This window comes from Rhodopseudomonas sp. WA056, assembly GCF_010906995.1.
Lineage (GTDB): Bacteria > Pseudomonadota > Alphaproteobacteria > Rhizobiales > Xanthobacteraceae > Rhodopseudomonas > Rhodopseudomonas palustris_G.
The window spans coordinates 48,682-71,172 of sequence record NZ_QPFS01000008.1; the positions used below are offsets into that span (position 1 = coordinate 48,682).

Below are 22,491 nucleotides of genomic sequence, written 5' to 3' on the forward strand. Positions count from 1 at the left end.
GTCCCGGCATGACCCAGAGCCTGCTCGAGCCCAACAGCTATGATGCCATCGTGGTCGGCGGCGGCCCCGCCGGCCTCACCGCCGCCATCGCGCTCGCCGACAGCGGCGCGATCACCGCTCTGGTGGCCCGGCGAGTCCCGTATGGTGACAACCGCACCACGGCGCTGCTCGGCGATTCGATCGACATCCTGGACCGGCTCGACGTGTGGCGGCGCTGCTCGGGGAAGGCCGCGGCGCTGCGGGCGATGCGGCTGGTCGACGATACCGGGCGGCTGATCCGGGCGCCTGAGATCAAGTTCGCGTCCCAAGAGATCGGCATGGACGCGTTCGGTTACAACATCGAGAACCGCACCCTGCTGATCGCGCTGGAAGAACGCGCGGCCGAATTGTCCAACCTCGAGCGCTTCGACGACGAAGCGGACAGCGTCGTCCCGGGCGACGACGAGGCGGTCGTGCGGCTGCGCGGCGGCATGACGCTGTCGGCGACGCTGGTGGTGGGAGCCGACGGGCGGCAGTCGCAGTGCCGCGAAGCCGCCGGCATCAAGGTGAGCAGCCGGGCGCTGCACCAGTCGGCGCTGACCTTCAACGTCAAGACCACACGCTCGCACGACAATGTCTCGACCGAGTTTCACACCGAGGAAGGCCCGTGCGTGTTCGTGCCGCTGCCCGGCAAGCGCATGAGCATCGTCTGGGTCGCGGCGCCGAAGGAGGCGCAGCGGCTGATGGCGCTGTCCGACGATGAGTTGTCGGCAGCCGCCGAAAAGCAGTCGCAGTCGATCTACGGCAAGATGACCGTCGAGCCCGGCCGCAATCTGTTTCCGCTGGCGATCGAGAAGCCGGCCGCTTACGCGCAGCATCGCATCGCCCTGGTCGGCGAGGCCGCTCACGTGGTGCCGCCGATCGGGGCGCAGGGGCTGAACATGGGGCTGCGCGACGCCGGCGACCTCGCCGACATCGTCCGTGAAGCGATCGAGAGCGGCGCCGATATCGGCTCGGATGCGGTGCTGGCACGCTACGGCCGCAGCCGCGGCCCGGACATCGCCAGCCGCACCGCCGCGATCGACATCGCCAACCGCACCCTGCTCAGCGGCCTGCTGCCGGTGCAGATGCTGCGGGCGGCGGGGATGCACCTGCTCGGCTCGGTCGGCCCGCTGCGCCGGTTCGCGATGCGCGAGGGGCTGTCGCCGTTCTGGCGCTCGATCTGACGCCCCTACCCCGGAAACGGGATCTGCCCGGTCCGGATCAGCCACATCACGGTGGTGAGCGTCACCACCGAGACGAACGTCCCGATCAATACCGCGACCGACGCCGGCTCGACCCAGGTATTGTACTGCCTGGCGATCACGAACACGTTGAGCGCCGGCGGCAGCGCGGCCATCAGCACCGCGGTCGCCGCCCATTCGGGCGAGAACGGTCCGAATGCCAGGATCAGGCCGAACACGATGATCGGGTGCAGCAGCAGCTTGACCGCCACCAGGCTCGGGATCTCCCAGGGAACCCGGCCGAACGGACGCAGCGCCACCGTAACGCCGAGCGTGAACAGCGCCACCGGCGCAGCGGCGTTCTGCAGGAACGCCAGCATCTTATCGAGCGCCACCGGTAACTCGACATGAAACGCCGCGGCCGCGGCTCCGCAATAGGCCGCGACGATCAGCGGGTGCAGTAAAATCTCGCGCAGCACCGCCAGGATGGTCGGTAGCATCGGCCGCTTGTCGGCCGCCGTCAGCGCCATGCCGAGCGGCACGATCGAGAACAGAAAGATCGTGTCGAAGCAGAAGATCAGCGCGGTCGGCGCCGCCGCCTGGGTGCCCAGCACCGACAGCGCCAGGCCCGGCCCCATGTAGCCGATGTTGCCGTAGCCGCCCGACAGCGCCGCCATCGTCGCCTCGCGCATCGACAACTTGCCGATCATCCGCCCGAGCAGGCCGGACAGGAAGAACGCGATCGCCGTGGCCAGCGTCGTCGCCAATATGAACGGCAGGTTGTTGAGCTCCTCGAACGGCGTCTTCGACATGATCCGGAAGAACAGCGCCGGCAGCGAGACGTAGACCAGGAAGAAGTTCATCCAGACCAGGCCCTGCTCCGGCAGCTTCTTGAGACGGCCGCAGGCGAAGCCGACGAAGATCAGGCCGAAATACGGCAGGGCGAGATTGAGAATGTCGATCATGCGCAATGCGGCCGGAGTTGGGAACCGAACGGTATCAGGGAAACCCCGGGCTGGCCGCCGCGGAGCAGACTCGCCGGTTTACCACTAGCGTCCGCCGCCAAGCTGGTCTATCCGACTCCCATGATCAAAACGCGAACCGCCAAGTTTCAGATCGGTCAGATCGTCCGCCACCGGATCTTCTCGTTCCGCGGCGTGGTATTCGACATCGATCCGGAATTCGCCAACACCGAAGAATGGTGGCTGGCGATCCCCGAAGATGTGCGGCCGAGCAAGGACCAGCCGTTCTATCACCTGCTCGCGGAAAACGCGGAGTCGGAATACGTCGCCTATGTGTCGGAGCAGAACCTGCTCCCCGACGATTCCGGCGAGCCGATCCGGCATTCCCAGGTCGCCGAGATCTTCATCAAGGATAAGTCCGGCGGCTACCGGCCGCGCAACCCGTCGCTGAACTAATCGGGCGCGGGTGCCGTCTCGGGCGTCTCGACGATCGCTGGGTTGAAAATACCCGACCAGCACGGATCTCCCGCACGGCGCCTCACGCGAAAGCCTAGCGGCGACCCAGTCGTCCGCGATGGCGATCATCACCGGCTGATATGACAGCCCGGCGGGCGCAGGCGAGTCCTCAGAAAACAGAAAGGGCGCCACCGGGGGCGCCCTTTGCGTTTCGCGATCGTGGTCGCGTGTTACTTAGTGGCTTACTTGGCGGCCGGGTTGGCACCGGCCGGAGCCTGAGCTTCCAGCTTCTTGCGCTGCTCTTCGGCGCGCTTCTGCAGCTCTTCCTGCAGCTTCTTCTGGGTCTCTTCGAACTGCTTCGGATCGGTCGGCGGACCGTCATAGGCCTTGGCGAATTCCGCCAGCGGCAGCGGCAGCGTCAGCGGCGCGCCGTTGGAGTTGATCGCCTGGACGACCAGATTCTGGCCCTTCTTGAGCTGGTTGACCAGTTCCGGCGTCGCTTCGTAGTCCGACATGCAGCCGTTGGCGAAGCAGATCACATAAGGGCTCTGCTGCGGCGCATTGCCGTCGACGATGATGCGGGTACCGTGAACGAGCTGCATACCGAGCGGCAGTGTCACGCGCAGGATCTTCTTCGGCTCGCCTTCCGGCTCGATGATCACCGCCGCGATCACCGGCTGACCGGATTCGATGCGGCCGTCCTTGCCGGTGAAGCACACCTGCTTGGCGTTGGCGTCCTGCCCCTTCAGGCAGAACTTCGTCCAGGGCGCGTAGATCAACTGAACCTGCTGCTGCTCGGCCTGCGCGGGGGCCTGCTGCGCAGGTGCCGGCGCGTTCTTCGGCGCCGCTTTCGGCGCTGCCTTCGGAGCAGCCGGCTGCTGCTGGGCCTGCGCAGCGGGGGCGACGGTCAGCGTGGCGAATGCGGTAGCCGCCAGCAGGGCGAAGACTCGCCCGCGCAGCCCGGCCGACGCGACCAAGTTGCAAGAATTCATTCGGAAAACCCTTTCTGAAACGGTCGCGCACCCCAACCGCGACGCGGGAGCGACATCCGGCCGTCGGCCGCTGTCTCTGTGCCAATTGAGGCGGTTACGTGACGAGCCGGTGGGCATCATCGACTGCCCGCCTTCAATACATTGGCGAACGAAAATATCAATGGCAACAATCCTCCGGGGCCGGTTTCCCTGCGTCGATGTGGTAAAAATTCAAACGTGAGACGCGCCGAATCAGAGCACCACATCGTCCCCGGGATCAAGGCCCTCGCCTGCGCGCTGGCGGTCGGCATCGGGTGCCTCGGCGGCGCAACAATCGCCGGTGCCGAGCCGGCCGGCGCTTCCGCCGCCGGGACCGTCAGCCACGCCATCGCGATGCACGGCAAGCCCGCCCAGCCGGCCGACTTTACGGCGATGCCCTACGTCAATCCGGATGCTCCCAAGGGCGGCCGGATGATCGCCAGCGTGGTTGGAGCGTTCGACAGCCTCAATCCCTTGATCGTCAAAGGCATAGCGGTGCAACAGATGCGCGGCTATGTGATCGAGAGCCTGCTGGCGCGCGGCCATGACGAGCCGTTCACCCTGTACGGCCTGCTCGCACGGTCGGTCGAGACCGACGACATCCGCAGCTATGTGACCTTCCGCATCGATTCCCGTGCCCGGTTCGCGGACGGCAAGCCCGTGACCGCCGAGGACGTCCTGTTCTCGTGGCGGCTGTTGCGCGACAAGGGCCGCCCGAACCTGCGCCTGTACTACGGCAAGGTGGCCCGCGCGGAAGTGCTGGATCCCCTCACCGTCCGGTTCGATTTCGGCGGCGCGCCGGACCGAGAACTACCGCTGATCCTCGGCCTGATGCCGGTGCTGCCGCGCCACGCCGTGGATCCCGACCGATTTGAGGAAACCTCGCTGACGCCACCGCTCGGCTCCGGCCCCTACCGGGTCACCCGGGTCCAGGCGGGCACCAGCGTCACCCTCACCCGCGATCCGAACTACTGGGGCCGGGATCTGCCGATCAACCGGGGTTCGTGGAATTTCGACGAAGTCCGGATCGACTACTTCCGCGAGGCCAATGCACAATTCGAGGCGTTCAAACGCGGCCTGTACGACTTCCGCGTCGAGACCGACCCGCTGCGCTGGCACGAAGGCTACGACTTCCCCGCGGCCCGCCGCGGCGAGGTGAGCCGCCTCGCGATCAAGCCCGGCACCCCGGAGCCGACAGACTGCCTGGTGTTCAACACCCGCCGGCCGGTGTTCGCCGACATCCGGGTTCGCGAGGCGCTGTTGAACCTGTTCGATTTCGAATGGATCAGCCGCAACTACTTCTTCGGCCTGTACTCCCGCGCCGGCGGATTCTTCGGCGGATCGGATCTGTCGGCCTACGGCCGCGCGGCCGAAGACGGCGAGCGCACGCTGCTGCAGCCGTATCTGGCGCGCCTGCGCCCCGATATCGTCGACGGCAGTTACAGGCTGCCGGAGAGCGACGGCTCGGGGCGCGATCGCACCGGGCTGCGCCGTGCGCTCGACCTGCTCGGGCAGGCCGGATACCAACTCGACGGCACCATCCTGCGCAAGCGCGACACCGGCCAGCCGTTGTCGTTCGAACTGCTGGTGACGACGCGCGAACAGGAGCGGATCGCGCTCGCCTTCGCCCGCGACGTCAAGCGCGCCGGCATCACCGTGTCGGTCCGAACGGTCGACGCGGTCCAGTTCGACCAGCGCCGATTGAGCTACGATTTCGATATGATCCCGAACCGCTGGGATCAGTCGCTGTCTCCGGGCAACGAGCAGGCGTTCTACTGGGGCAGCGACGCAGCCGACACGCCCGGCACCCGCAACTATATGGGCGCCAGGGACCAGGCGATCGACGCGATGATCGCGGCGCTGCTGCGCGCGCGCGGACGCACCGATTTCGTCGATGCGGTGCGGGCGCTCGACCGGATGCTGATCTCGGGGTTCTACGTAGTCCCTGTGTACAGCATCCGGGAGCAATGGATCGCGCGGTGGAATCGGATAGAGATGCCGAACACCACGGCTTTGACCGGCTATCTTCCGGAGACGTGGTGGTCTCGGCCATCGCCGCAGCAACCGCAGCAGAGGTGATCCTGTGAGCCAGCCCAACACCTCGCCGACGCTCGACGGACTGTTTCGCCGCACCCTGGCACGGCAGCCGGATGCGGTCGCGCTGATCGATCCGCCCGACAAACAGCGTATCACCGGGCAGCAGCCGATGCGCCTGACCTACGCCGAGGCCGACCGCGCGATCTCCGCGCTGGCGGCGCATTTCGTCACCGCCGGGCTGCCGAGCAATTCGGTGATCGCGGTGCAACTGCCGAACACCGTCGAATTCGTGCTGACAGTGCTGGCGGCGCATCGCGCCGGTCTCGTCGTCGCACTGCTGCCGCAGCTCTGGCGCCATGCCGATCTCACCGCCGCGCTGAACCGTACCGGCGCGCGGGCGATCGTGTCGACGCGCTGGATCGACGGCGTCAGCCACGCCGATCTCGCCATGAACGCCGCTGCCGAGGCGTTCTCGATCCGCCACGTCTGCGGCTTCGGCGACGACCTGCCCGAAGGCATGGCGTCGCTCGACGCCGCGATGGCCGACGACAGCGCGCTGCCGCCGCCGCCCGGGCTGCAGGAGGCCCGCCGCGCCGCGGTGATCTCGTTCGACACAACCAGCGACGGCGTCCGCGCCATCCCGCGCAGCCATCTGCACCTGATCGCCGGCGGACTCGTGGTGTTCCTCGAAAGCGCGATCCCGCAAGGCGCGGTGATGCTGTCGGCGCAGACGCCCGCATCGTTCGCCGGCCTCGCCTCGTCGATGGTGACCTGGCTGCTCAGCGGCGGCACGCTGGCGCTGCACCATCCATTCGACGACGCAGTGCTGGAGCGGCAGATCGTCGAACTGGGGTGTCAGGCGCTGGTGACGCCGGCGCCCCTGGCGCTCCGGCTCGGCGAGGCCGGCCTTGCCGCGCAGGCGCCGTCGCTGCGCAGCGTGGTCGGGCTGTGGCGGTCGCCCGAACAAGTCGGCGCCAGCCCGTCCTGGATCGGCGCGCCGACGAACTTCACCGACATCTATCTGTTCGGCGAAGCCGGCCTGTTCGGCGCCCAGCGTGCGGCGGACGGCACACCGGCGGCGATCATGCCGGGACCGCACACCGCGCCGCGCGGTCATGCCGGCGGCTCGACCGCGGGCGAGGTCTTGATCACGCCGAAGGGCACGCTCGGGCTGCGCGGCCCGATGGTGACGCTCGCGGCCTATGCGCCGCTGCCGCCGCTCAACAGTTCGATCCCGATGGCGCCGCCGCCGGACTTTGTCGATACCGGCTACGCGGCGCGGCTCGACCGCGCCACCGGGGCGGTGTGCATCACCGCACCGCCCGCCGGGGTGATGGCGGTCGGCGGCTATCGCTTCCTGGCGCTCGACCTGCAGGAATGGGCGAAGCGGCTCGGCCAGGGCGCGCTGCTGACGGCGCTGCCGGACCGGCTCAGCGGCTACCGGCTCGCGGGCCGCGCGCAGGACAATTCCAGAGCTCGCGAAGCACTTTCAGAACTCGGCCTAAACCCCTTGATGGTCGAAGCCTTCCGCGATGCACCGAAGCTCGATGAAAACCGCGCATCGACGTTGACGCCGCATTAACAGCGACCGCTTACGGTTTTCCGCCTCGACTGCGGGAGCCGTTCTTGGAATGTCGTACCACGCGCCTATCCTCGTCGTGACCGGCGACGACAGTTCGCCGACCCTTGCTGCGCTGACGGACGCCAAACTGTTTCCGGTGCTCACCTCGTCGTGCTCCGATGCGGCTGACGCGATCGGCCGGCTGCGACCGTCGGCCGTGGTCGTCGATGGTGGCGCGCCCGCCGGCGCGCTCGCGACCCTCGCCCGCCAGGTCGGGCTGCTGCAACCCTATGTACCGTTGATCGCGATCGGGGCGGATGGTCCTCTGCCCGACAATGCGATGCCGTTCAGCGCCGATCCGCGCGAATTGATCCATCTTGCGCCGCGGCTGCGCGCGGCACTGCGAGTACGGACGCTGCACGCCACCGCGATGCGGCGCCTGACCGATCCGGGCGGCCTCACCGAGCTGGCCGACAACGACCCGTTGCAGGACGCCACCGTGCTGCTGATCGGTCGCGGCGCGGCCTATCCGGCGCTGTCGGTCGCGCTCGGCGAACGCGTCGGGGTGGTCGGCGCATTGTCGATCGAGGCCGCCGCCAAGCATCTCAACGCCCGCGACCTCGACGGCATCGTGCTGGCCGAAGGTTTCAGCCCGCGCGTGGTCGATGCGTTTCTCACCGTACTGTCGGAGGATACCCGGTTTCGGCACCTGCCGATCGTAGTCGGCGTCGCGGCCCCGCAGCCGGAAGTCGAGCTGCCATACCTTGAATTCGTCGACGGCAACCCGTCGCAAATCGTCGGTGCCGCGCTGCCGCTGGTGCGCCAGCACGCCTTCGAAGCCCGCCTCACCCGCACCCTCGCCTCGCTCGACGCGGGCGGGCTGCTCGATCCCCGCACTGGCTTGCTGACCGAGACTGCATTCGAGCGCGATTTTGCGACCGCCGTGTATCAGGCCCAGACCCGCGGCGAAGGCCTGTCGGTCGCGCGCTTCGTCCTGCACCGCGCCGATCGCCGCGCGGTCCACGACGCCGCCCGCATCGTCAGCCGGCTGATGCGCAAGATGGATTTCGGCACGCTGCAGACCGACGGCACCCTGCTGGTGGTGTTCGCCGCAACCGACCTGCGCAACGCCCAGGCGATCGCACGGCGGCTCAGCAGCGTGATCAAGCAGACCGCCCACAGCGCCCGGCGCGAGGCGCGGATCGATCCGGACGTCAGCGTCGCGACCCTGATGCCGGACGAATCGGCCCGCGCCATCCTGACCCGCGTCGTCCAACAGGACCGCCGCCGCGCGGCGTCGTGAGCGAGCAGCAGACCAAAACGAACCGAGTGTGACAACCTCCAGACGGAAGCGGCAATACGGGCTAGCACTGGATTGTTGCAGTGCCGAACCGAGGTCTTACTGCCCCCGGCAAAATGGATCGACTTACTATGACCCAGCTTTCACGCGTAGAGCGATAATCTGTAACATGAGCAAAACTGCGCGACGTCGGGCTGGAGACGAGATCGGCAATTGGACTCTGAAAGAGCAGATTGGAAGCGGCGGAAATGGCGACGTTTGGCGCGTCTCTCGCGCAGGGGAACCGGATCGCGCTCTCAAATTATTGAGAAACGTCCGCCAAACTACTCTCGACCGGTTCACCGCAGAGATAACCGCGCTCAAGATGGCGGGGGACATTCCCGGCATAATTCCACTGCTTGAACACGAATTACCACGTGATCCTAACAAAGGGCCGCGCTGGTTCGTAATGCCATTAGCTGCGCCATCAGTCACAATTAATCGAGATCGAAAGGCGGACCAGATCGTCGAGTCCTTTATCCCCTTAGCCCAAACGCTTGCTCTTCTCCACAATCGCGGAATTTATCACCGCGACATCAAGCCCGCCAACCTTCTTGTCTTGAACGAACGACTGTGTCTGTCGGATTTTGGCCTCGTAAAGTATCCGGCGCGAAAGGACATCACGCAAGAGCGCAGCGATGTCGGCCCAAAATACACGATGGCCCCTGAGATGCGTCGCTATGCGTCGAAAGCTCTGGGTGGCCCTGCAGACGTATATTCCTTCGCCAAGACCCTGTGGGTCGCGTTAACGGGGCAATCTCGCGGGTTTGACGGGCAGTACTCGCCAATTGGTATGCTCGCGCTTAGCCAGTATCATCGCGACATCTTCAGCACACCACTGGACAGACTACTCGCCGATTGCACGGACAACGATCCGACCAATCGACCGCCTATGTCCAGCGTCGTGTCGCGCCTGGCCGAATGGATTGAGATCGAAAAGAACTTCCACCGCAGAAATCTGCGAGAATGGGTTGAGGTTCAGAACCAGCTCTTTCCATATGGTTCACCGAATCGAGCAAGCTGGTTTGGAGTTGAAGAAATATGCGCGGTGCTTCGGCTTGCGTCTCGTACGGCATCCTTGAATCACCTGTTCTTTCCAGATGGAGGGGGATTCACAGTGACGGGAATTTCGCTCGCGGCCGAAAACGGCTTTATCAAACTTAGCGCTGGCACTCCCACTATTCTGAAGCCAAAGAAATTAACCTTCGAGTCGTTCGGCAAGGGTTCACGCTGGAACTACTTTCGGCTCGAGGCCCAGGACGTTGCTACGTCCGGCACCGAGCGAGGTTACCTTTCAGTCAGAGGGTACCATGAAGTACTCTGTGAAATTCGGCCCGGAGAGTACGTAACACCAAGGGCATGGGACGATGGTGAGTTCGACGGCGAGCCCCTTCCACCCAGCGCAACACCTGTGACGCGCTACCTTAAGGGCTCGTTCGTAATTTTTAGTACGCGATCACCGTACAATTTGGCTCCGGAAACATATGATGCTCGGCACGAGAAAGTAAATGAGGAGCAGTTTCGAGCTTATATTCAACGGCATGCGGAAAGAACGCTTGATTTGGACATCGAGTAATCGCGGCATTTGGTATTCTGACGTCGCTTACTGCAGATATGGTCGGTGCTGGAGCTTCCAGTCGAATGCCGATCTTCGAAAGAGTCCTCCAGCCTTCTCACCGCAGCCGTAGAAGCAACCCACCTCGGAATCCCGGGCGGCTGGATTGCTTCGTCGCTTCGTACCTCGCAATGACGGCGGCGAAAGATCACGCCGCCTTGCGGTTCTCGGCGAGGTCGGCGAGCTGCTTGAGGATATCGGTCGTCCCCATCAATCGCTCTTCCGGCGTCTCCCAGACCTGGAAGAACACCACCTTCATGTCCGGCCGCACCTTGGCGGCGTCGCCGTGGCGCTTGATGAAGAACACCAGCTTGTCCGGTTGCGCGAAGGCGTTGTCGCGGAAGCTGATGACCACACCCTTCGGACCGGCGTCGACCTTCTCGACATTGGCGCGCCGGCAATACGCCTTGATCGCCGCGATCTTGAACAGGTATCGCACCTCGTCGGGCAGCGGCCCGAAACGGTCGCGCAGCTCGGCGGCGAAGTTCTCGATCTCCTCGTCGGTATCGAGATCGGCGAGCCGGCGATACAGCGACAGCCGCACCGCAAGATCGGCGACGAAGTCCTCCGGGATCAGCACCGGCATTCCAATGGTGATCTGCGGCGACCAGCGGTCCGCGACCGGCTCGTCGACAATGCCGGCCTTGAGGTTGGTGATCGCCTCCTCCAGCATCTGCTGATACAGCTCGAAGCCGACTTCCTTGATGTGGCCGGACTGCTCCTCGCCGAGCAGATTGCCGGCGCCGCGGATGTCGAGGTCGTGCGATGCTAGCTGGAAGCCGGCGCCGAGGGTTTCCAGCGATTGCAGCACCTTCAGCCGGCGCTCCGCCTGCGCGGTGATGTTGTGCTGCGGCAGCGTGAACAGCGCATAGGCGCGCAGCTTGGACCGGCCGACGCGGCCGCGGAGCTGATACAATTGCGCCAGGCCGAACATGTCGGCGCGATGCACGATCAGTGTATTGGCGTTCGGAATATCGAGACCGGATTCGACAATCGTGGTCGACAAGAGGATGTCGAACTTGCCGTCGTAGAACGCCGACATGATGTCCTCGATCACCGCCGGCGGCATCTGGCCGTGGGCGACTGCGACCTTCATCTCCGGCACGTGCTTGTCGAGGAAGTCCTTCACCTCGGCGAGATCGTCGATCCGCGGCACGACGTAGAACGCCTGGCCGCCGCGATAGCGCTCGCGCAGCAGCGCCTCGCGGATCATCAAGGGATCGTGCGGCGCCACGAAGGTCCGCACCGCGAGCCGGTCGACCGGCGGCGACGCGATGATCGACAGATCGCGCACCCCGGTCATGGCGAGCTGCAGCGTGCGCGGGATCGGCGTCGCGCTCAGCGTCAGCACGTGCACCTCGGCGCGGAGCTGCTTCAGCTTCTCCTTGTGGGTGACGCCGAAATGCTGCTCCTCGTCGACGATGACGAGGCCGAGATCCTTGAACTTGATCGACTTGCCGAGTAGCGCGTGGGTGCCGACCACGATGTCGAGCGTGCCGTCGGCGATGCCCTTCTTGACTTGGGTCAGCTCCTTGGCGCTGACCAGCCGCGACGCCTGGCCGACATGCACCGGGAAGCCACGGAAGCGTTCAGTGAAGGTCTTGGCGTGCTGCCGCGCCAGCAGCGTGGTCGGGACCACGACCGCGACCTGCTTGCCGTCGAGCGCCACGGCGAACGCCGCGCGCAGCGCCACTTCGGTCTTGCCGAAACCGACGTCGCCGCAGACCAGGCGGTCCATCGGCGTGCCCTTCTCCAGATCGCCGAGCGCCGCGTTGATCGCCGCGAGCTGATCCTCGGTTTCGTCGTAGGGGAAGCGCGCACAGAACTCGTCATAGAGCTGCGGCTGGATCGGCAGCTTCGGCGCCTCGCGCAAGTGCCGTTCGGCCGCGACCTTGATCAGTTCTCCGGCGATCTGCCGGATGCGGTTCTTCAGCTTGGCCTTGCGCGCCTGCCAGCCCGAGCCGCCGAGCTTGTCGAGCTCGACCGTGGTGCCGTCGGAGCCGTAGCGCGACAGCAATTCGATGTTCTCGACCGGCAGAAACAGCTTGGTTTCGTTGGCGTAGTGCAACTCGACACAGTCGTGCGGCGCGCCGCCGACCTGGAGCGTCTGCAGGCCGACGAAGCGGCCGATACCGTGCTCGACGTGCACGACGATATCGCCGGTCGACAGGCTGGTGACTTCGGAGATGAAGTTGTCGAGCTTCTTGCTGGCCTTGCGCTGGCGCACCAGACGGTCGCCGAGCACGTCCTGCTCGGTGATCACTGCAAAGGCGTCGGTCTCGAAGCCGGACTCCAGCCCGACCACCGCCAGCATGGTTTCGTTGCGCGGCGTCGCCTGCACGGTACGCCAGGAATTGACGCTGGTGAGCGCGACCAGCTTGTGGTCCTTCAGCATGCTCGCCATGCGGTCGCGCGAGCCCTCGCTCCACAGCGCGATCACGACCTTCTTGCGCACCGCCTGCAGCGCATAGACGTGCGCCACAAGCTGCTCGAACACGTTGACGTTGGCGTCCGCGCGCTCCGGCGCGAAGTTGCGGCCGGCACGGGCACCGGCATCGATCACGTCGCTGGTGTCATCCGGCAGCGCGAACGGCGTCAGCCGCGCCAGGGCAACGCCTTCGAGCCGCGCGGTCCATTCGCTGTCGGTGAGATAGAGTTGATCCGGCGGCAGCGGCTTGTAGATCGCGCCGGAGCCGGGCTGGTCCATCGCTTCGCGGCGGGCGTCGTAATAGTCGGCGATCTGCTTGAAGCGTTCGCGCGCGGCGTCCTCGCTCTGCGGCTCGATCGCGACCGGCGTTGCCTTCAGGTAATCGAACAGCGTGTCCATCCGCTCCTGGAACAGCGGCAGCCAGTGCTCCATGCCGGGATGGCGGCGACCTTCGCTGACCGCGGCGTAGAGCTGATCGTCCGGGTGCGGCGCGCCGAAGGTGGCGACATAGCCCATCCGGAACCGGCGGATGGTTTCGGTGACGAGCTGGAATTCCGACACCGGCACCAGGTCCAGGCCGCGCATGGTGTGCAGCGTGCGCTGGGTCTCGGCATCGAAGGTGCGGATCGATTCGAGCTGGTCGCCGAAGAAGTCGAACCGCACCGGCTGGTCGAGGCCGGCAGGAAACAGATCGAGAATGCCGCCGCGCACCGCGTATTCGCCGGCTTCGCGCACCGTGGAGGCGCGGCTGTAGCCGTTGTGTTCGAGCCACGCGACGATCGAATCCATCGGCACGACGTTGCCGGGCGCCACCGACAGCGCCTGCGCGGCGATGATCTCGCGCACCGGCACCCGCTGCACAGCGGCATTGACCGTGGTCAGCACGATCAGCGGCTTGTCGCTGCCGGTCAACCGCGACAGCTTCGCCAGCGTGGTGACGCGCTGCGCCAGAATGCCGGCGTGCGGCGAAACGCGGTCATAAGGCTGGCAGTCCCAGGCCGGAAACTGCAGCACCTCGAGATCGGGCGCGAAGAACTCCAGGCTGCGCGCGAGCTGCTGCATCCGCGGGCCGTCGCGGCAGATAACCGTCAGGCTGACAGCGGGCGCCTTCGGCTTGGCCGCGACCGCGCGGGCCAGATCGGCGACGATCAGTCCCTCGGCGCCCTCGGCGACGTTGGCGAAGGTCAGCGCCTTGCCGGGGGCAAGCTGTTCCGCCGGCGACCTGCTCGGAGTCTTCATACGGCGCCGTCCTGATGGCCGTAGGTCTTGATCCGTTCGAACAGGCCGCCCTTGAACTCGGCGGGCAGCGTGTCGCCGCCGGCGACCGCGGCGTAGAGATCGTGGTCGTTGACCTCGATCAGCCGCTCCAGCTCGTCCAGCTCGGCCTCCGACAAGGTGCCGATCTCGGCGTCGGCGAACTGGCCGAGAATCAGATCCATCTCGCGTGTGCCGCGATGCCAGCAGCGGAACAGAAGCCGCTTGCGGCGGTCGTCGAGCCCGCCGCTCGACCGTGTCGTGCCCGTCATGTCGAAATCCACCTCAACGCCAAAAGCCCGGACGTGCCGGGCGAGGCTGGTATAGCCGTCACAATCGCCGCTGTCAGCCCGCACGGACGCATTGCAATCGGCGGCAAATGCAGCCAACCCTGCGCACAACCGCCCATCCCACCCGCCTTGGTTCGATGCGCCCTGCTCTGCTCAATCCGCTGTTCGCCCCGGTCACCAGCCTCACCGGCGTCGGACCGAAACAGGACAAGCTGTTCCGCTATCTGCTGGATCGCGACGACACCCCGCGGCTGGCCGACCTGCTGCTGCATCTGCCGACCAGCGTGATCGACCGGCGCGCCAGGCCGAAGATTCGCGACGCGGTGCCGGGCACGGTGGTGACGCTGGAGGTCACGGTCGATCGCCACCGCGCGCCGCCGCCGGGCCGCTCCCGCGCGCCGTATCTGGTCTATGCCAGCGACGACACCGGCGACGTGGTGTTGACGTTCTTCCGCGCCAAGCCGGACTATGTGCAGAAGCTGCTGCCGGTCGGCGCCAAGCGCTACGTCTCCGGCACCGGCCAGCTCTACGACGGCACGCTGCAGATCGTGCATCCCGACCGCGTCGTCGACGAGGAAGCCTTCGCCAAGCTGCCGCAGATCGATCCGGTCTATCCGCTGACCGAGGGACTGGCGATCGGCGCGCTGCGCCGCGCGGTAGCGCAGGCACTGACCAGGCTGCCGGCGCTGCCGGAATGGATCAGCCCCGAGGTGCTGCGGCGCTGCCGGTTTCCCTCGTTCGCCGATGCGCTGAAGCACGTCCACATCCCGGATCAGCCGACCGACATTCTGCCGGACGGGCCGTATTGGTCGCGGCTCGCCTATGACGAACTGCTCGCCGGACAGCTCGCTCTGGCGCTGGTGCGGGCGCAGCTTCGCCGCCCTGCCGGCAGCCGCAACGCCGGCGACGGACGGCTGCGGCACAAGATCATCGACGCGCTGCCCTATGCGCTGACCAATTCGCAGCAGCAGGCCGCCGCAGCGATCGCCGAGGATCTGCTCCAGCCGGTGCGGATGCTGCGGCTGCTGCAGGGCGACGTCGGCAGCGGCAAGACCGTGGTGGCGCTGCTTGCCGCCGCGGCCGTCGCCGAGGCCGGCAAGCAGGCGGCGCTGATGGCGCCGACCGAAATCCTCGCCCGTCAGCACATCAAGACCATCGCGCCGCTCGCCGAACGCGCCGGCATGCAGGTCGCGATCCTGACCGGCCGCGAGAAAGGCAAGGAGCGCCGCGAGATTCTGGCGCGGCTCGAAAGCGGCGAGATCGATTTCCTGGTCGGCACCCACGCGCTGATCCAGGACGACGTGATCTACAAATCGCTGGCGCTCGCGGTGGTCGACGAACAGCACCGTTTCGGCGTGCGCGAACGGCTGGCGCTGACCAGCAAGGGCGCCGACGTCGACGTGCTGGTGCTCAGCGCAACACCGATTCCGCGCACGCTGGTGCTGACTTACTTCGGCGACATGGACGTCTCGGAACTGCGCGAGAAGCCTGCCGGCCGCCAGCCGATCGACACCCGCACGCTGTCCGACACGCGTCTGCCGGAAGTGATCGACGGCATCGGCCGCGCGATCGCCGCGGGAAAACGGGTGTATTGGATCTGCCCGCTGGTCGAGGAATCCGAGAACGTCAAACTCACCGACGCCGAACAACGCTTCGAGTCGCTCAGGCAACGCTTCGGCGACCATCAGGTCGGCCTGGTGCACGGCCGGATGCGCGGCAGCGACAAGGACCACGTCATGGGCCAGTTCGCGCGCGGCGAGATCAGCGTGCTGGTCGCCACCACGGTGGTCGAAGTCGGCGTCGACGTGCCCGAAGCCACCGTCATGGTGATCGAAAACGCCGAACGGTTCGGCCTCGCGCAACTGCATCAGCTGCGCGGCCGGGTCGGCCGCGGAGCTGAGGCCTCGACGTGCCTGCTGCTGTATCGCGAGCCGCTGGGTGAGCTTTCGGGGGCACGGCTGCGTGTGATCCGCGACACCACCGACGGTTTCCGGATCGCAGAGGAAGACCTGAAGCTGCGCGGCGAAGGCGACGTGCTCGGCACACGGCAGAGCGGCCTGCCCGGCTACCGCATCGCGCGCTCCGAGGTGCATGCGCAGCTCATCACCCAGGCGCGAGACGAAGCGCTGCGGATCCTGAAGGACAATCCCAAGCTCGAAGGCCCGTCCGGCGAAGCGCTACGCTGCCTGCTGTATCTCTACGAACGCGACGAAGCCATTCCGCTGCTGGGAGCTGGTTAGTTACCGAGCATCATTCCGGGGCGCGAGCGCAGCTCGCGAACCCGGAATCCCGAAGTTGGTGGAACGTAGTCGCACGCAGAACATCTCTAGATTCCGGGTTCGCTCACTGCGTGAGCGCCCCGGAATGACGAATGTGGAGATGAAGTCTAACTAGTCGACCTTGTCGGACGCCTTCTCGGGCGGCTTGACCCGCCGACGCGAGAACGCCGATTCCGGCTCGTCCGGATCGCGGGCCTTCTTGGCGGCCAGTGCGGTCGCGGCCAGCGCCGCGATCTTCTTCTGCGGATCGGAGCCCGGCTGCACCACACCGGCAGACATGATCAGCGTCGCCGCCTCTTCCGCGCTCATGTCGACCGGGATCACCTTGCTCTTCGGCACGTAGAAGAAGAAGCCGGTGGTCGGGTTCGGCGCGCACGGCAGGAACACCGAAATGTGCTCGTCCTTGTTCGGGATCTTGCCGGCGACCTCCTGGTTGGGCGGCAGCGAGATCAGCACGATCGACCACATCCCGGGCGACGGGAATTCGACCAGTCCGACCTTGCGCAGGCTGTTGCCGCTGCCGGAGAACAGCGTCTCGAACACCTGCTTCAAGCCGCGATAGATCGCGCGCACTACCGGCATCTGGCCAAGCAGCCGCTCGCCGAGGTCGACCAGGGTGCGGCCGATCAGATTGGCGGTCAGGAAGCCGAGCAGCGTCAGCGCGACGAAGGCGATCACCAGACCCGATCCGGGCAGCGCAAACGGCAGATAGGTTTCGGGGCGATAGTCCGGCGGAATCAGCGGCCGAACGAAGCCGTCGACCCAGTTCACGAACCACCAGGTCAGGTAGAAGGTGATCAGCACCGGCCCGGCCACGATCAGGCCGGTCAGGAAATAGTTCCGGACCCGGGCCATCACGCCGCGCGGCGGGTCCTGCGGGGTCTCACCGGGCGGGGGCGACAGCTTGTCGTTCATCAGGAGTCCAGGTCGGTGCTACGGGCGTCGCGGCCAGCGGCCCGACGCAACTTTCAATGTAACAGAGCTCCGATGGAGTGTGCGATCGAAACGACCCGGCCAGTGTCGATCGCGGCACGTCGGCGCCCTGCCTCGGAGCCAGATATAGGGGGTCGGCGGCCGGGCAACAACCGGCCGGTGTGGACAGACAGCCTCAACACGGCGAATTGCCTATTCGACCGTCACCGATTTTGCCAGATTGCGCGGCTGGTCGACGTCGGTCCCCATCACCACGGCGGTATGGTAGGCGAGCAGTTGCACCGGAATGGCATAGACCATCGGGGTGAAGGCTGCGGCCATGTCGGGCATCACGATCGTCACCACCGATTCGACGGTGGCCTCTTCGGCGCCCTTGGCGTCGGTCATCAGGATGATCCGGCCGCCGCGCGCGGCGACCTCCTGCATGTTCGAGACGGTCTTTTCGAAGACCCGGTCGTAAGGCGCGATCACGACCACCGGCATTTTCTCGTCGATCAGCGCGATCGGACCGTGCTTGAGTTCGCCGGCGGCGTAACCTTCGGCATGAATGTAGGAGATTTCCTTCAGCTTCAGCGCCCCCTCGAGCGCGAGCGGATAGGACGTGCCGCGGCCGAGATACAGCACGTCCTGCGCCTTGGCGATGTCGCGGGCCAGCCGCTCGATCTGCGGCTCGTGCGTCAGCGCGGCCGCCATCAGCCGGGGAAGCTCGATCAGACCATGCACCAGCTTGGCCTCGTCGGCATCGCTCAAGGTGCCGCGGGCACGGCCCGCCGCAATCGCGAGAGCCGCCAGCGCCGTGAGCTGGCAAGTGAACGCCTTGGTCGAGGCGACGCCGATCTCAGGGCCGGCCAGGGTCGGCATCACCACCTCGCTTTCGCGCGCGATGGTCGAGGTCGGGACGTTGACGACCGACAGCGTGTGCAGCCCCTGCTCCTTGGCGTAGCGCAGCGCCGCCAGCGTATCGGCGGTCTCGCCCGACTGCGAGATGAAGATCGCCAGATCGCCGCCATGCAAAGGCGCCTCGCGGTAGCGGAATTCGGAGGCGATATCGATCTCGACCGGCAAGCGCGCAAAGCGCTCGAACCAATATTTCGCGACGTAGCCGGCGTAGTTCGCGGTGCCGCAGGCGGTGATCGACAGATGCCGGATGTCTTTGAAATCAAACGGCAGCTTCATCGGCAACGCGATCCGCTCGCTCGCCATATCGAGGTAGCGCGCCAGCGTATGGCCGACGACCTCCGGCTGCTCGTGGATCTCCTTGGCCATGAAATGACGATAATTGGCCTTGTCGACGACGAAGGAAGAAGCGCCCGACTTCATCACCTCGCGCTGAACGACATCGCCCTTGGCATTGCGGACTTCGGCGCCTTTGCGGGTCAGCACCACCCAGTCACCGTCGTCGAGGTAGCTGATGTCGTCGGTCAGCGGCGCCAGCGCGATCGCATCCGAGCCGAGATACATCTCGCCGTCGCCATAGCCGATCGCCAACGGAGAGCCCTTGCGGGCGCCGATCATCAGATCATCGTGCCCCTTGAACACGAATGCCAGCGCGAACGCGCCGCGCAGCCGCGGCAGCGCCGCCTTCACAGCATCCGCTGGCGACAGCCCCTCCGATATGAAGGAATTGACCAGATGCGCCACCACCTCGGTGTCGGTCTCGCTGGCGAACACCGCGCCGCCGCGCTCGAGCTCGTCACGCAGTTCGCGGAAATTCTCGATGATGCCGTTGTGCACGACCGCAACTCCGGCGGCCGCATGCGGATGGGCGTTGATCTCGTTCGGCTTGCCGTGGGTCGCCCAGCGGGTGTGGCCGATACCGACGTGGCCGGCGAGCGGATGCTTCTTCAACACCGCTTCGAGATTCTTCAACTTGCCTTCGGCACGGCGCCGGACCAGCTCGCCGCCTTCCAGCGTCGCAACACCGGCGGAATCATAGCCGCGATATTCGAGCCGCTTCAGCGAATCGACCAGTTGCTCGGCGACCGGTCCACGTCCCAGAATTCCAATGATGCCGCACATGCGGTTGAATGATCCCCAGTTCGCCGGACGACCTGCCGACGCTCCCGACTTCTAGCGGCTTCTGTGAAAGCCTTGGTAGTCAACAATTATTGCGATTTGACACAAGGTTAAGCCAAACCGCCGGCATCAATGCGCCTTCGGCTTGCGATGGCGAGACTTGGCATCCCGGAAACGCTTGGCCCAGCCGTCCTTGAGCCGCTGATCGTTGCGCTCGACCGCCAGCGCGTCATCCGGCACGTCCTTGGTGATCACCGAGCCGGAGCCGACATAGGCGCCGGCGCCGATCTTGACCGGCGCCACCAGCGACGAATTCGAGCCGATGAAAGCGCCCGCCCCGATCTCGGTCTTGTGTTTGTCGAAGCCGTCGTAATTGCAGGTGATGGTGCCGGCGCCGATGTTGGCGGACGCGCCGATGTGGGCGTCACCGATATAGGTCAGATGATTGACCTTGGCGCCGGCGTCGATCTGCGCGGCCTTGGTCTCGACGAAATTGCCGATCTTGGCGCCGTCGCCGAGCGACGTACCCGGACGCAGCCGCGCATAGGGCCCGACCTGCGCCTTGGCGCCGATCCTGGCGTCGGCGAGGTGTGAGAAGGAATGGATCACGGCGCCGTCGCCGATCGACACGCCGGGGCCGATCACCACGAACGGTTCGATCACCACGTCCTTCCCGAACATCGTGTCGGTGGCGAGATAGACGGTCTCGGGCGCAATCAGAGTGACGCCGGCTGCCATCGCCGCCTGGCGCAGCCGGGTCTGCATCACGGTCTCGGCTTCTGCGAGCTGCGCTTTGGTGTTGATGCCGCGAACCTCGTCTTCGCCGGTCTCGATCACGCTGGCGGTCAGGCCGAGGTCGCGAACGATGCCGACCGCATCGGTCAGATAGTATTCGCCCTTGGCGTTGGCATTGCCGATCTTGCCGAGCACGTCGAGCGCGATCTTGCCGTCGATCGCCATCACGCCGGCGTTGCACAGCGTGATGTTCAGCTCGTCCGCACTGGCGTCGGCCTGCTCGCGGATCGCCACCAGCTCGCCGTTTTGAACCACCAGCCGGCCATAGCCGGTCGGATCGGCGGCGCGGAAGCCAAGCACCACCAGCGACGAGCCGCCGCGCAGCGGCTCACGCAGCCGGGCGAACGTCTCGGCCGAGATCAGCGGCGTGTCGCCGAACGCGACCAGCACGTCGTCGGCGCCTTCGGCGAGCGCCTCTCTGGCGGCCAGCACCGCATGCGCGGTGCCCAGCCGCTGCGCCTGAATGAAGGTCGTCGCGTCGGCGCGGACCCGCTTGGCCTCGTCGCCGACCGCCTGATGATCCGGGCCGATCACCACCGCCAGCCGGTCGCGCTCGCCGTGCGGAGCCGCGCTCAGCACATGGGCGAGCAACGAGCGGCCGGCGACCGGATTCAGCACTTTCGGCAGCGACGAGCGCATCCGCGTCCCCTCGCCGGCAGCAAGCACGATCGTCAGGCTGGTTCTGGCAGTCATATCAAAATCCGTATTGTGACGACGCGGCCGTCATAGAGGGTTTTGCGGCGAAGTGGAAACCGCTTTCCCAGCAGCGCAGCCGGCGCCGGGCACCTGAAAAAGGCAATTCCCTGATACTCTCGGCGAACTGATTCGCGTTGCGCGCCCCAAGGCTTTGAGACCATCCGATGGCCAGAAAGACCGACGATCTGGCAGACAGCTTCGCCACCGAGGAACCGGGCGGCTGGCTGACGCGGCTGCTGGCCGACGAGGAAGAGCTGGACACCCGCGACAAGTGGCGGCTCGGCTCGTGGGCGGCCGCCTCGCTCGGCGCGCTGGTGCTCGCCGTGATGGCGGTCCAGAACGTGACGGACCGGCGCCGCGAGCAGTCCGCGGCGGCCGAGGTCGTCCAGCAATCACAATCCATCCAGCGCCTCGCCAAGGAAACCCAGACCGCGAGCACCAGGCTGGCGGCCGCGATAGAAGTGCTGAACAGCGACCGCGACCGGCTGTTCGCCCGGGTCGGCAGTCTCGAGCAGAATCTGGATTCGATCACCGGGTCGATCGCGCGGGTGCGGACCGGCGACGCCAAACCGCACGCGGGCGCAGACAAGCCCGGCAGCGCCGACAAGCCCGCCGACAAGGCGGCAGCGAACCCGCTGCCCGAGATCCCGGCCAAGGAGCCGGCTCCGGCCCCCGCGGTCGCGTCGCTCGACACCAAGCCCTTGGACACCAAGCCGTTGGACACTAAGCCCGTCGACACCAAGTCGGTCGAGCCGAAGTCCGTCGACACCAGGTCGAGCGCCTCTGCGGCGCCGGCCAAGAAGCCGGGTGCGATCGAGCCGCTCCCGGCTGCGGTGGCGCAGGCTTCCGGGACTCTGCCTGCCGGGACTCCGCCTGCTGGGGCTCCGGCGCCTGGGACTCTTGCGGCGGCAACCGTCCAGGCCGCGGCCGTCCCACTGCCGCTCCCCAAGCCGGAGGACACCGCTGCGCCGAGCGCCCCTGCGACCTCATCGGAGATCCGAAAACAGCCTGACGACAAGCCGTTAGCCGAAAAATCTCAGGAACGGCCTCACCTCGAGAAGCGTCGGCTCGAGCCGGCCCCGACGGAAAAGCCGGCGGTGCAGAATGTCGCCGCTGCGATGATCTCGACCACGCCGCTGATGCCGTCGCGTTCGCTTCTGGCGCCGCCCGATCCGGGGGCGGCCAGATTGGTGGGGCCGAAGGCCGCAACCTCCGAGGATACCGCCGACGAGCCCGAGGCAGCGGAGGAGGTTCCGGCTCCTCGCACCGAATTCGGCATCGATCTCGGCGCCGCCAACACCGTCGAGGGGCTGCGCGGGTTGTGGCGGAAGCTGGCCAAGCAGAAGGCGCTGAAAGGTCTGCAGCCGATCATCATGATCAAGGAGAGCGGCAACGCCGCGCAGTTGCGGCTGGTCGCCGGTCCGTTCGCCGATGCGGCGGCGGCCGCCAAGGCCTGCGCCGCGCTCGGCAGCGCCGATCGCGCCTGCGAAGCGTCGGTGTATGACGGCCAGCGGCTGCCGATGATCGCACCCGCCGCGACGCCGCAGCCGGTGCAGCAACGCCCGGTCCGCCGGAATCGCGAGCGCGTTACATTGCAGACCGAACCACCGCCTCCCCC

15 protein-coding genes are annotated in these 22,491 nt (G+C 66.3%); 8 read left to right on the plus strand and 7 right to left on the minus strand.

Translation table 11 applies throughout. The annotated features are described in order from the left end of the window. Positions 1-8 precede the first annotated feature (8 nt). Positions 9-1,205 (plus strand): UbiH/UbiF family hydroxylase, encoded by a 1,197-nt coding sequence (locus DU475_RS03460; protein WP_164630691.1) that lies wholly within the window; start codon positions 9-11, stop codon positions 1,203-1,205. A gap of 5 nt (positions 1,206-1,210) precedes the next feature. Here the strand turns inward: DU475_RS03460 and DU475_RS03465 are convergent, their stop codons facing one another. Continuing rightward, positions 1,211-2,167: an AEC family transporter gene (locus tag DU475_RS03465; protein ID WP_164630693.1), complete on the minus strand. Its 957-nt coding sequence runs from the start codon at positions 2,165-2,167 to the stop codon at positions 1,211-1,213. Between the two features lie 120 nt (positions 2,168-2,287). On the opposite strand from DU475_RS03465, the gene hspQ reads away from it, so the two are divergent. Next, positions 2,288-2,620 (plus strand): heat shock protein HspQ, encoded by a 333-nt coding sequence (gene hspQ / locus DU475_RS03470; RefSeq protein WP_013502539.1) that lies wholly within the window; start codon positions 2,288-2,290, stop codon positions 2,618-2,620. Between the two features lie 242 nt (positions 2,621-2,862). Here hspQ and DU475_RS03475 read toward each other — a convergent pair whose 3' ends face one another. Next, positions 2,863-3,612: an invasion associated locus B family protein gene (locus DU475_RS03475; protein ID WP_013502540.1), complete on the minus strand. Its 750-nt coding sequence runs from the start codon at positions 3,610-3,612 to the stop codon at positions 2,863-2,865. A gap of 216 nt (positions 3,613-3,828) precedes the next feature. On the opposite strand from DU475_RS03475, the gene DU475_RS03480 reads away from it, so the two are divergent. The 4 genes from DU475_RS03480 to DU475_RS03495 all read left to right on the plus strand — a co-directional run bounded on the left by DU475_RS03480 (position 3,829) and on the right by DU475_RS03495 (position 10,143). Beyond that, complete coding sequence (locus DU475_RS03480) at positions 3,829-5,709, plus strand: extracellular solute-binding protein (protein ID WP_164630695.1); 1,881 nt, start codon at positions 3,829-3,831, stop codon at positions 5,707-5,709. 4 nt (positions 5,710-5,713) lie between these two features. Beyond that, on the plus strand, positions 5,714-7,249 hold the full coding sequence (locus DU475_RS03485; RefSeq protein WP_164630697.1) for an AMP-binding protein: 1,536 nt from the start codon (positions 5,714-5,716) through the stop codon (positions 7,247-7,249). 49 nt (positions 7,250-7,298) lie between these two features. After that, positions 7,299-8,531, plus strand: coding sequence for a GGDEF domain-containing protein (locus DU475_RS03490; RefSeq protein ID WP_164630698.1), 1,233 nt, complete (start codon positions 7,299-7,301; stop codon positions 8,529-8,531). A 166-nt stretch (positions 8,532-8,697) separates the two neighbouring features. Further along, positions 8,698-10,143, plus strand: a complete 1,446-nt coding sequence (locus tag DU475_RS03495) for a serine/threonine protein kinase (protein WP_080964124.1) — start codon at positions 8,698-8,700, stop codon at positions 10,141-10,143. Positions 10,144-10,330: 187 nt separating this feature from the next. On the opposite strand, the gene mfd is transcribed toward DU475_RS03495, so the two are convergent. Together mfd and DU475_RS03505 are read right to left on the minus strand one after the other, a co-directional pair. Continuing rightward, positions 10,331-13,849: a transcription-repair coupling factor gene (gene mfd, locus DU475_RS03500; protein ID WP_164630699.1), complete on the minus strand. Its 3,519-nt coding sequence runs from the start codon at positions 13,847-13,849 to the stop codon at positions 10,331-10,333. Beyond that, positions 13,846-14,136: an FAD assembly factor SdhE gene (locus DU475_RS03505; protein WP_013502545.1), complete on the minus strand. Its 291-nt coding sequence runs from the start codon at positions 14,134-14,136 to the stop codon at positions 13,846-13,848. The genes mfd and DU475_RS03505 overlap by 4 nt, the downstream gene beginning before the upstream one ends. Positions 14,137-14,291: 155 nt before the next feature. Here DU475_RS03505 and recG point away from each other — a divergent pair, with 155 nt between their 5' ends. Beyond that, on the plus strand, positions 14,292-16,394 hold the full coding sequence (gene recG / locus DU475_RS03510; protein WP_164630701.1) for an ATP-dependent DNA helicase RecG: 2,103 nt from the start codon (positions 14,292-14,294) through the stop codon (positions 16,392-16,394). Between the two features lie 150 nt (positions 16,395-16,544). Here recG and DU475_RS03515 read toward each other — a convergent pair whose 3' ends face one another. From DU475_RS03515 to glmU, 3 genes are all read right to left on the minus strand, one after another. Further along, entirely contained in the window at positions 16,545-17,348 is an 804-nt protein-coding gene (locus DU475_RS03515) for a DUF502 domain-containing protein (RefSeq protein ID WP_164630703.1), read from the minus strand. 210 nt (positions 17,349-17,558) lie between these two features. Further along, entirely contained in the window at positions 17,559-19,385 is a 1,827-nt protein-coding gene (gene glmS, locus DU475_RS03520; protein WP_013502548.1) for a glutamine--fructose-6-phosphate transaminase (isomerizing), read from the minus strand. A 126-nt stretch (positions 19,386-19,511) separates the two neighbouring features. Continuing rightward, positions 19,512-20,870, minus strand: coding sequence for a bifunctional UDP-N-acetylglucosamine diphosphorylase/glucosamine-1-phosphate N-acetyltransferase GlmU (gene glmU / locus DU475_RS03525; protein ID WP_164630704.1), 1,359 nt, complete (start codon positions 20,868-20,870; stop codon positions 19,512-19,514). 167 nt (positions 20,871-21,037) lie between these two features. On the opposite strand from glmU, the gene DU475_RS03530 reads away from it, so the two are divergent. Further along, the coding region (locus DU475_RS03530) for an SPOR domain-containing protein (protein WP_164630705.1) at positions 21,038-22,491 on the plus strand (1,454 nt) is incomplete at its 3' end.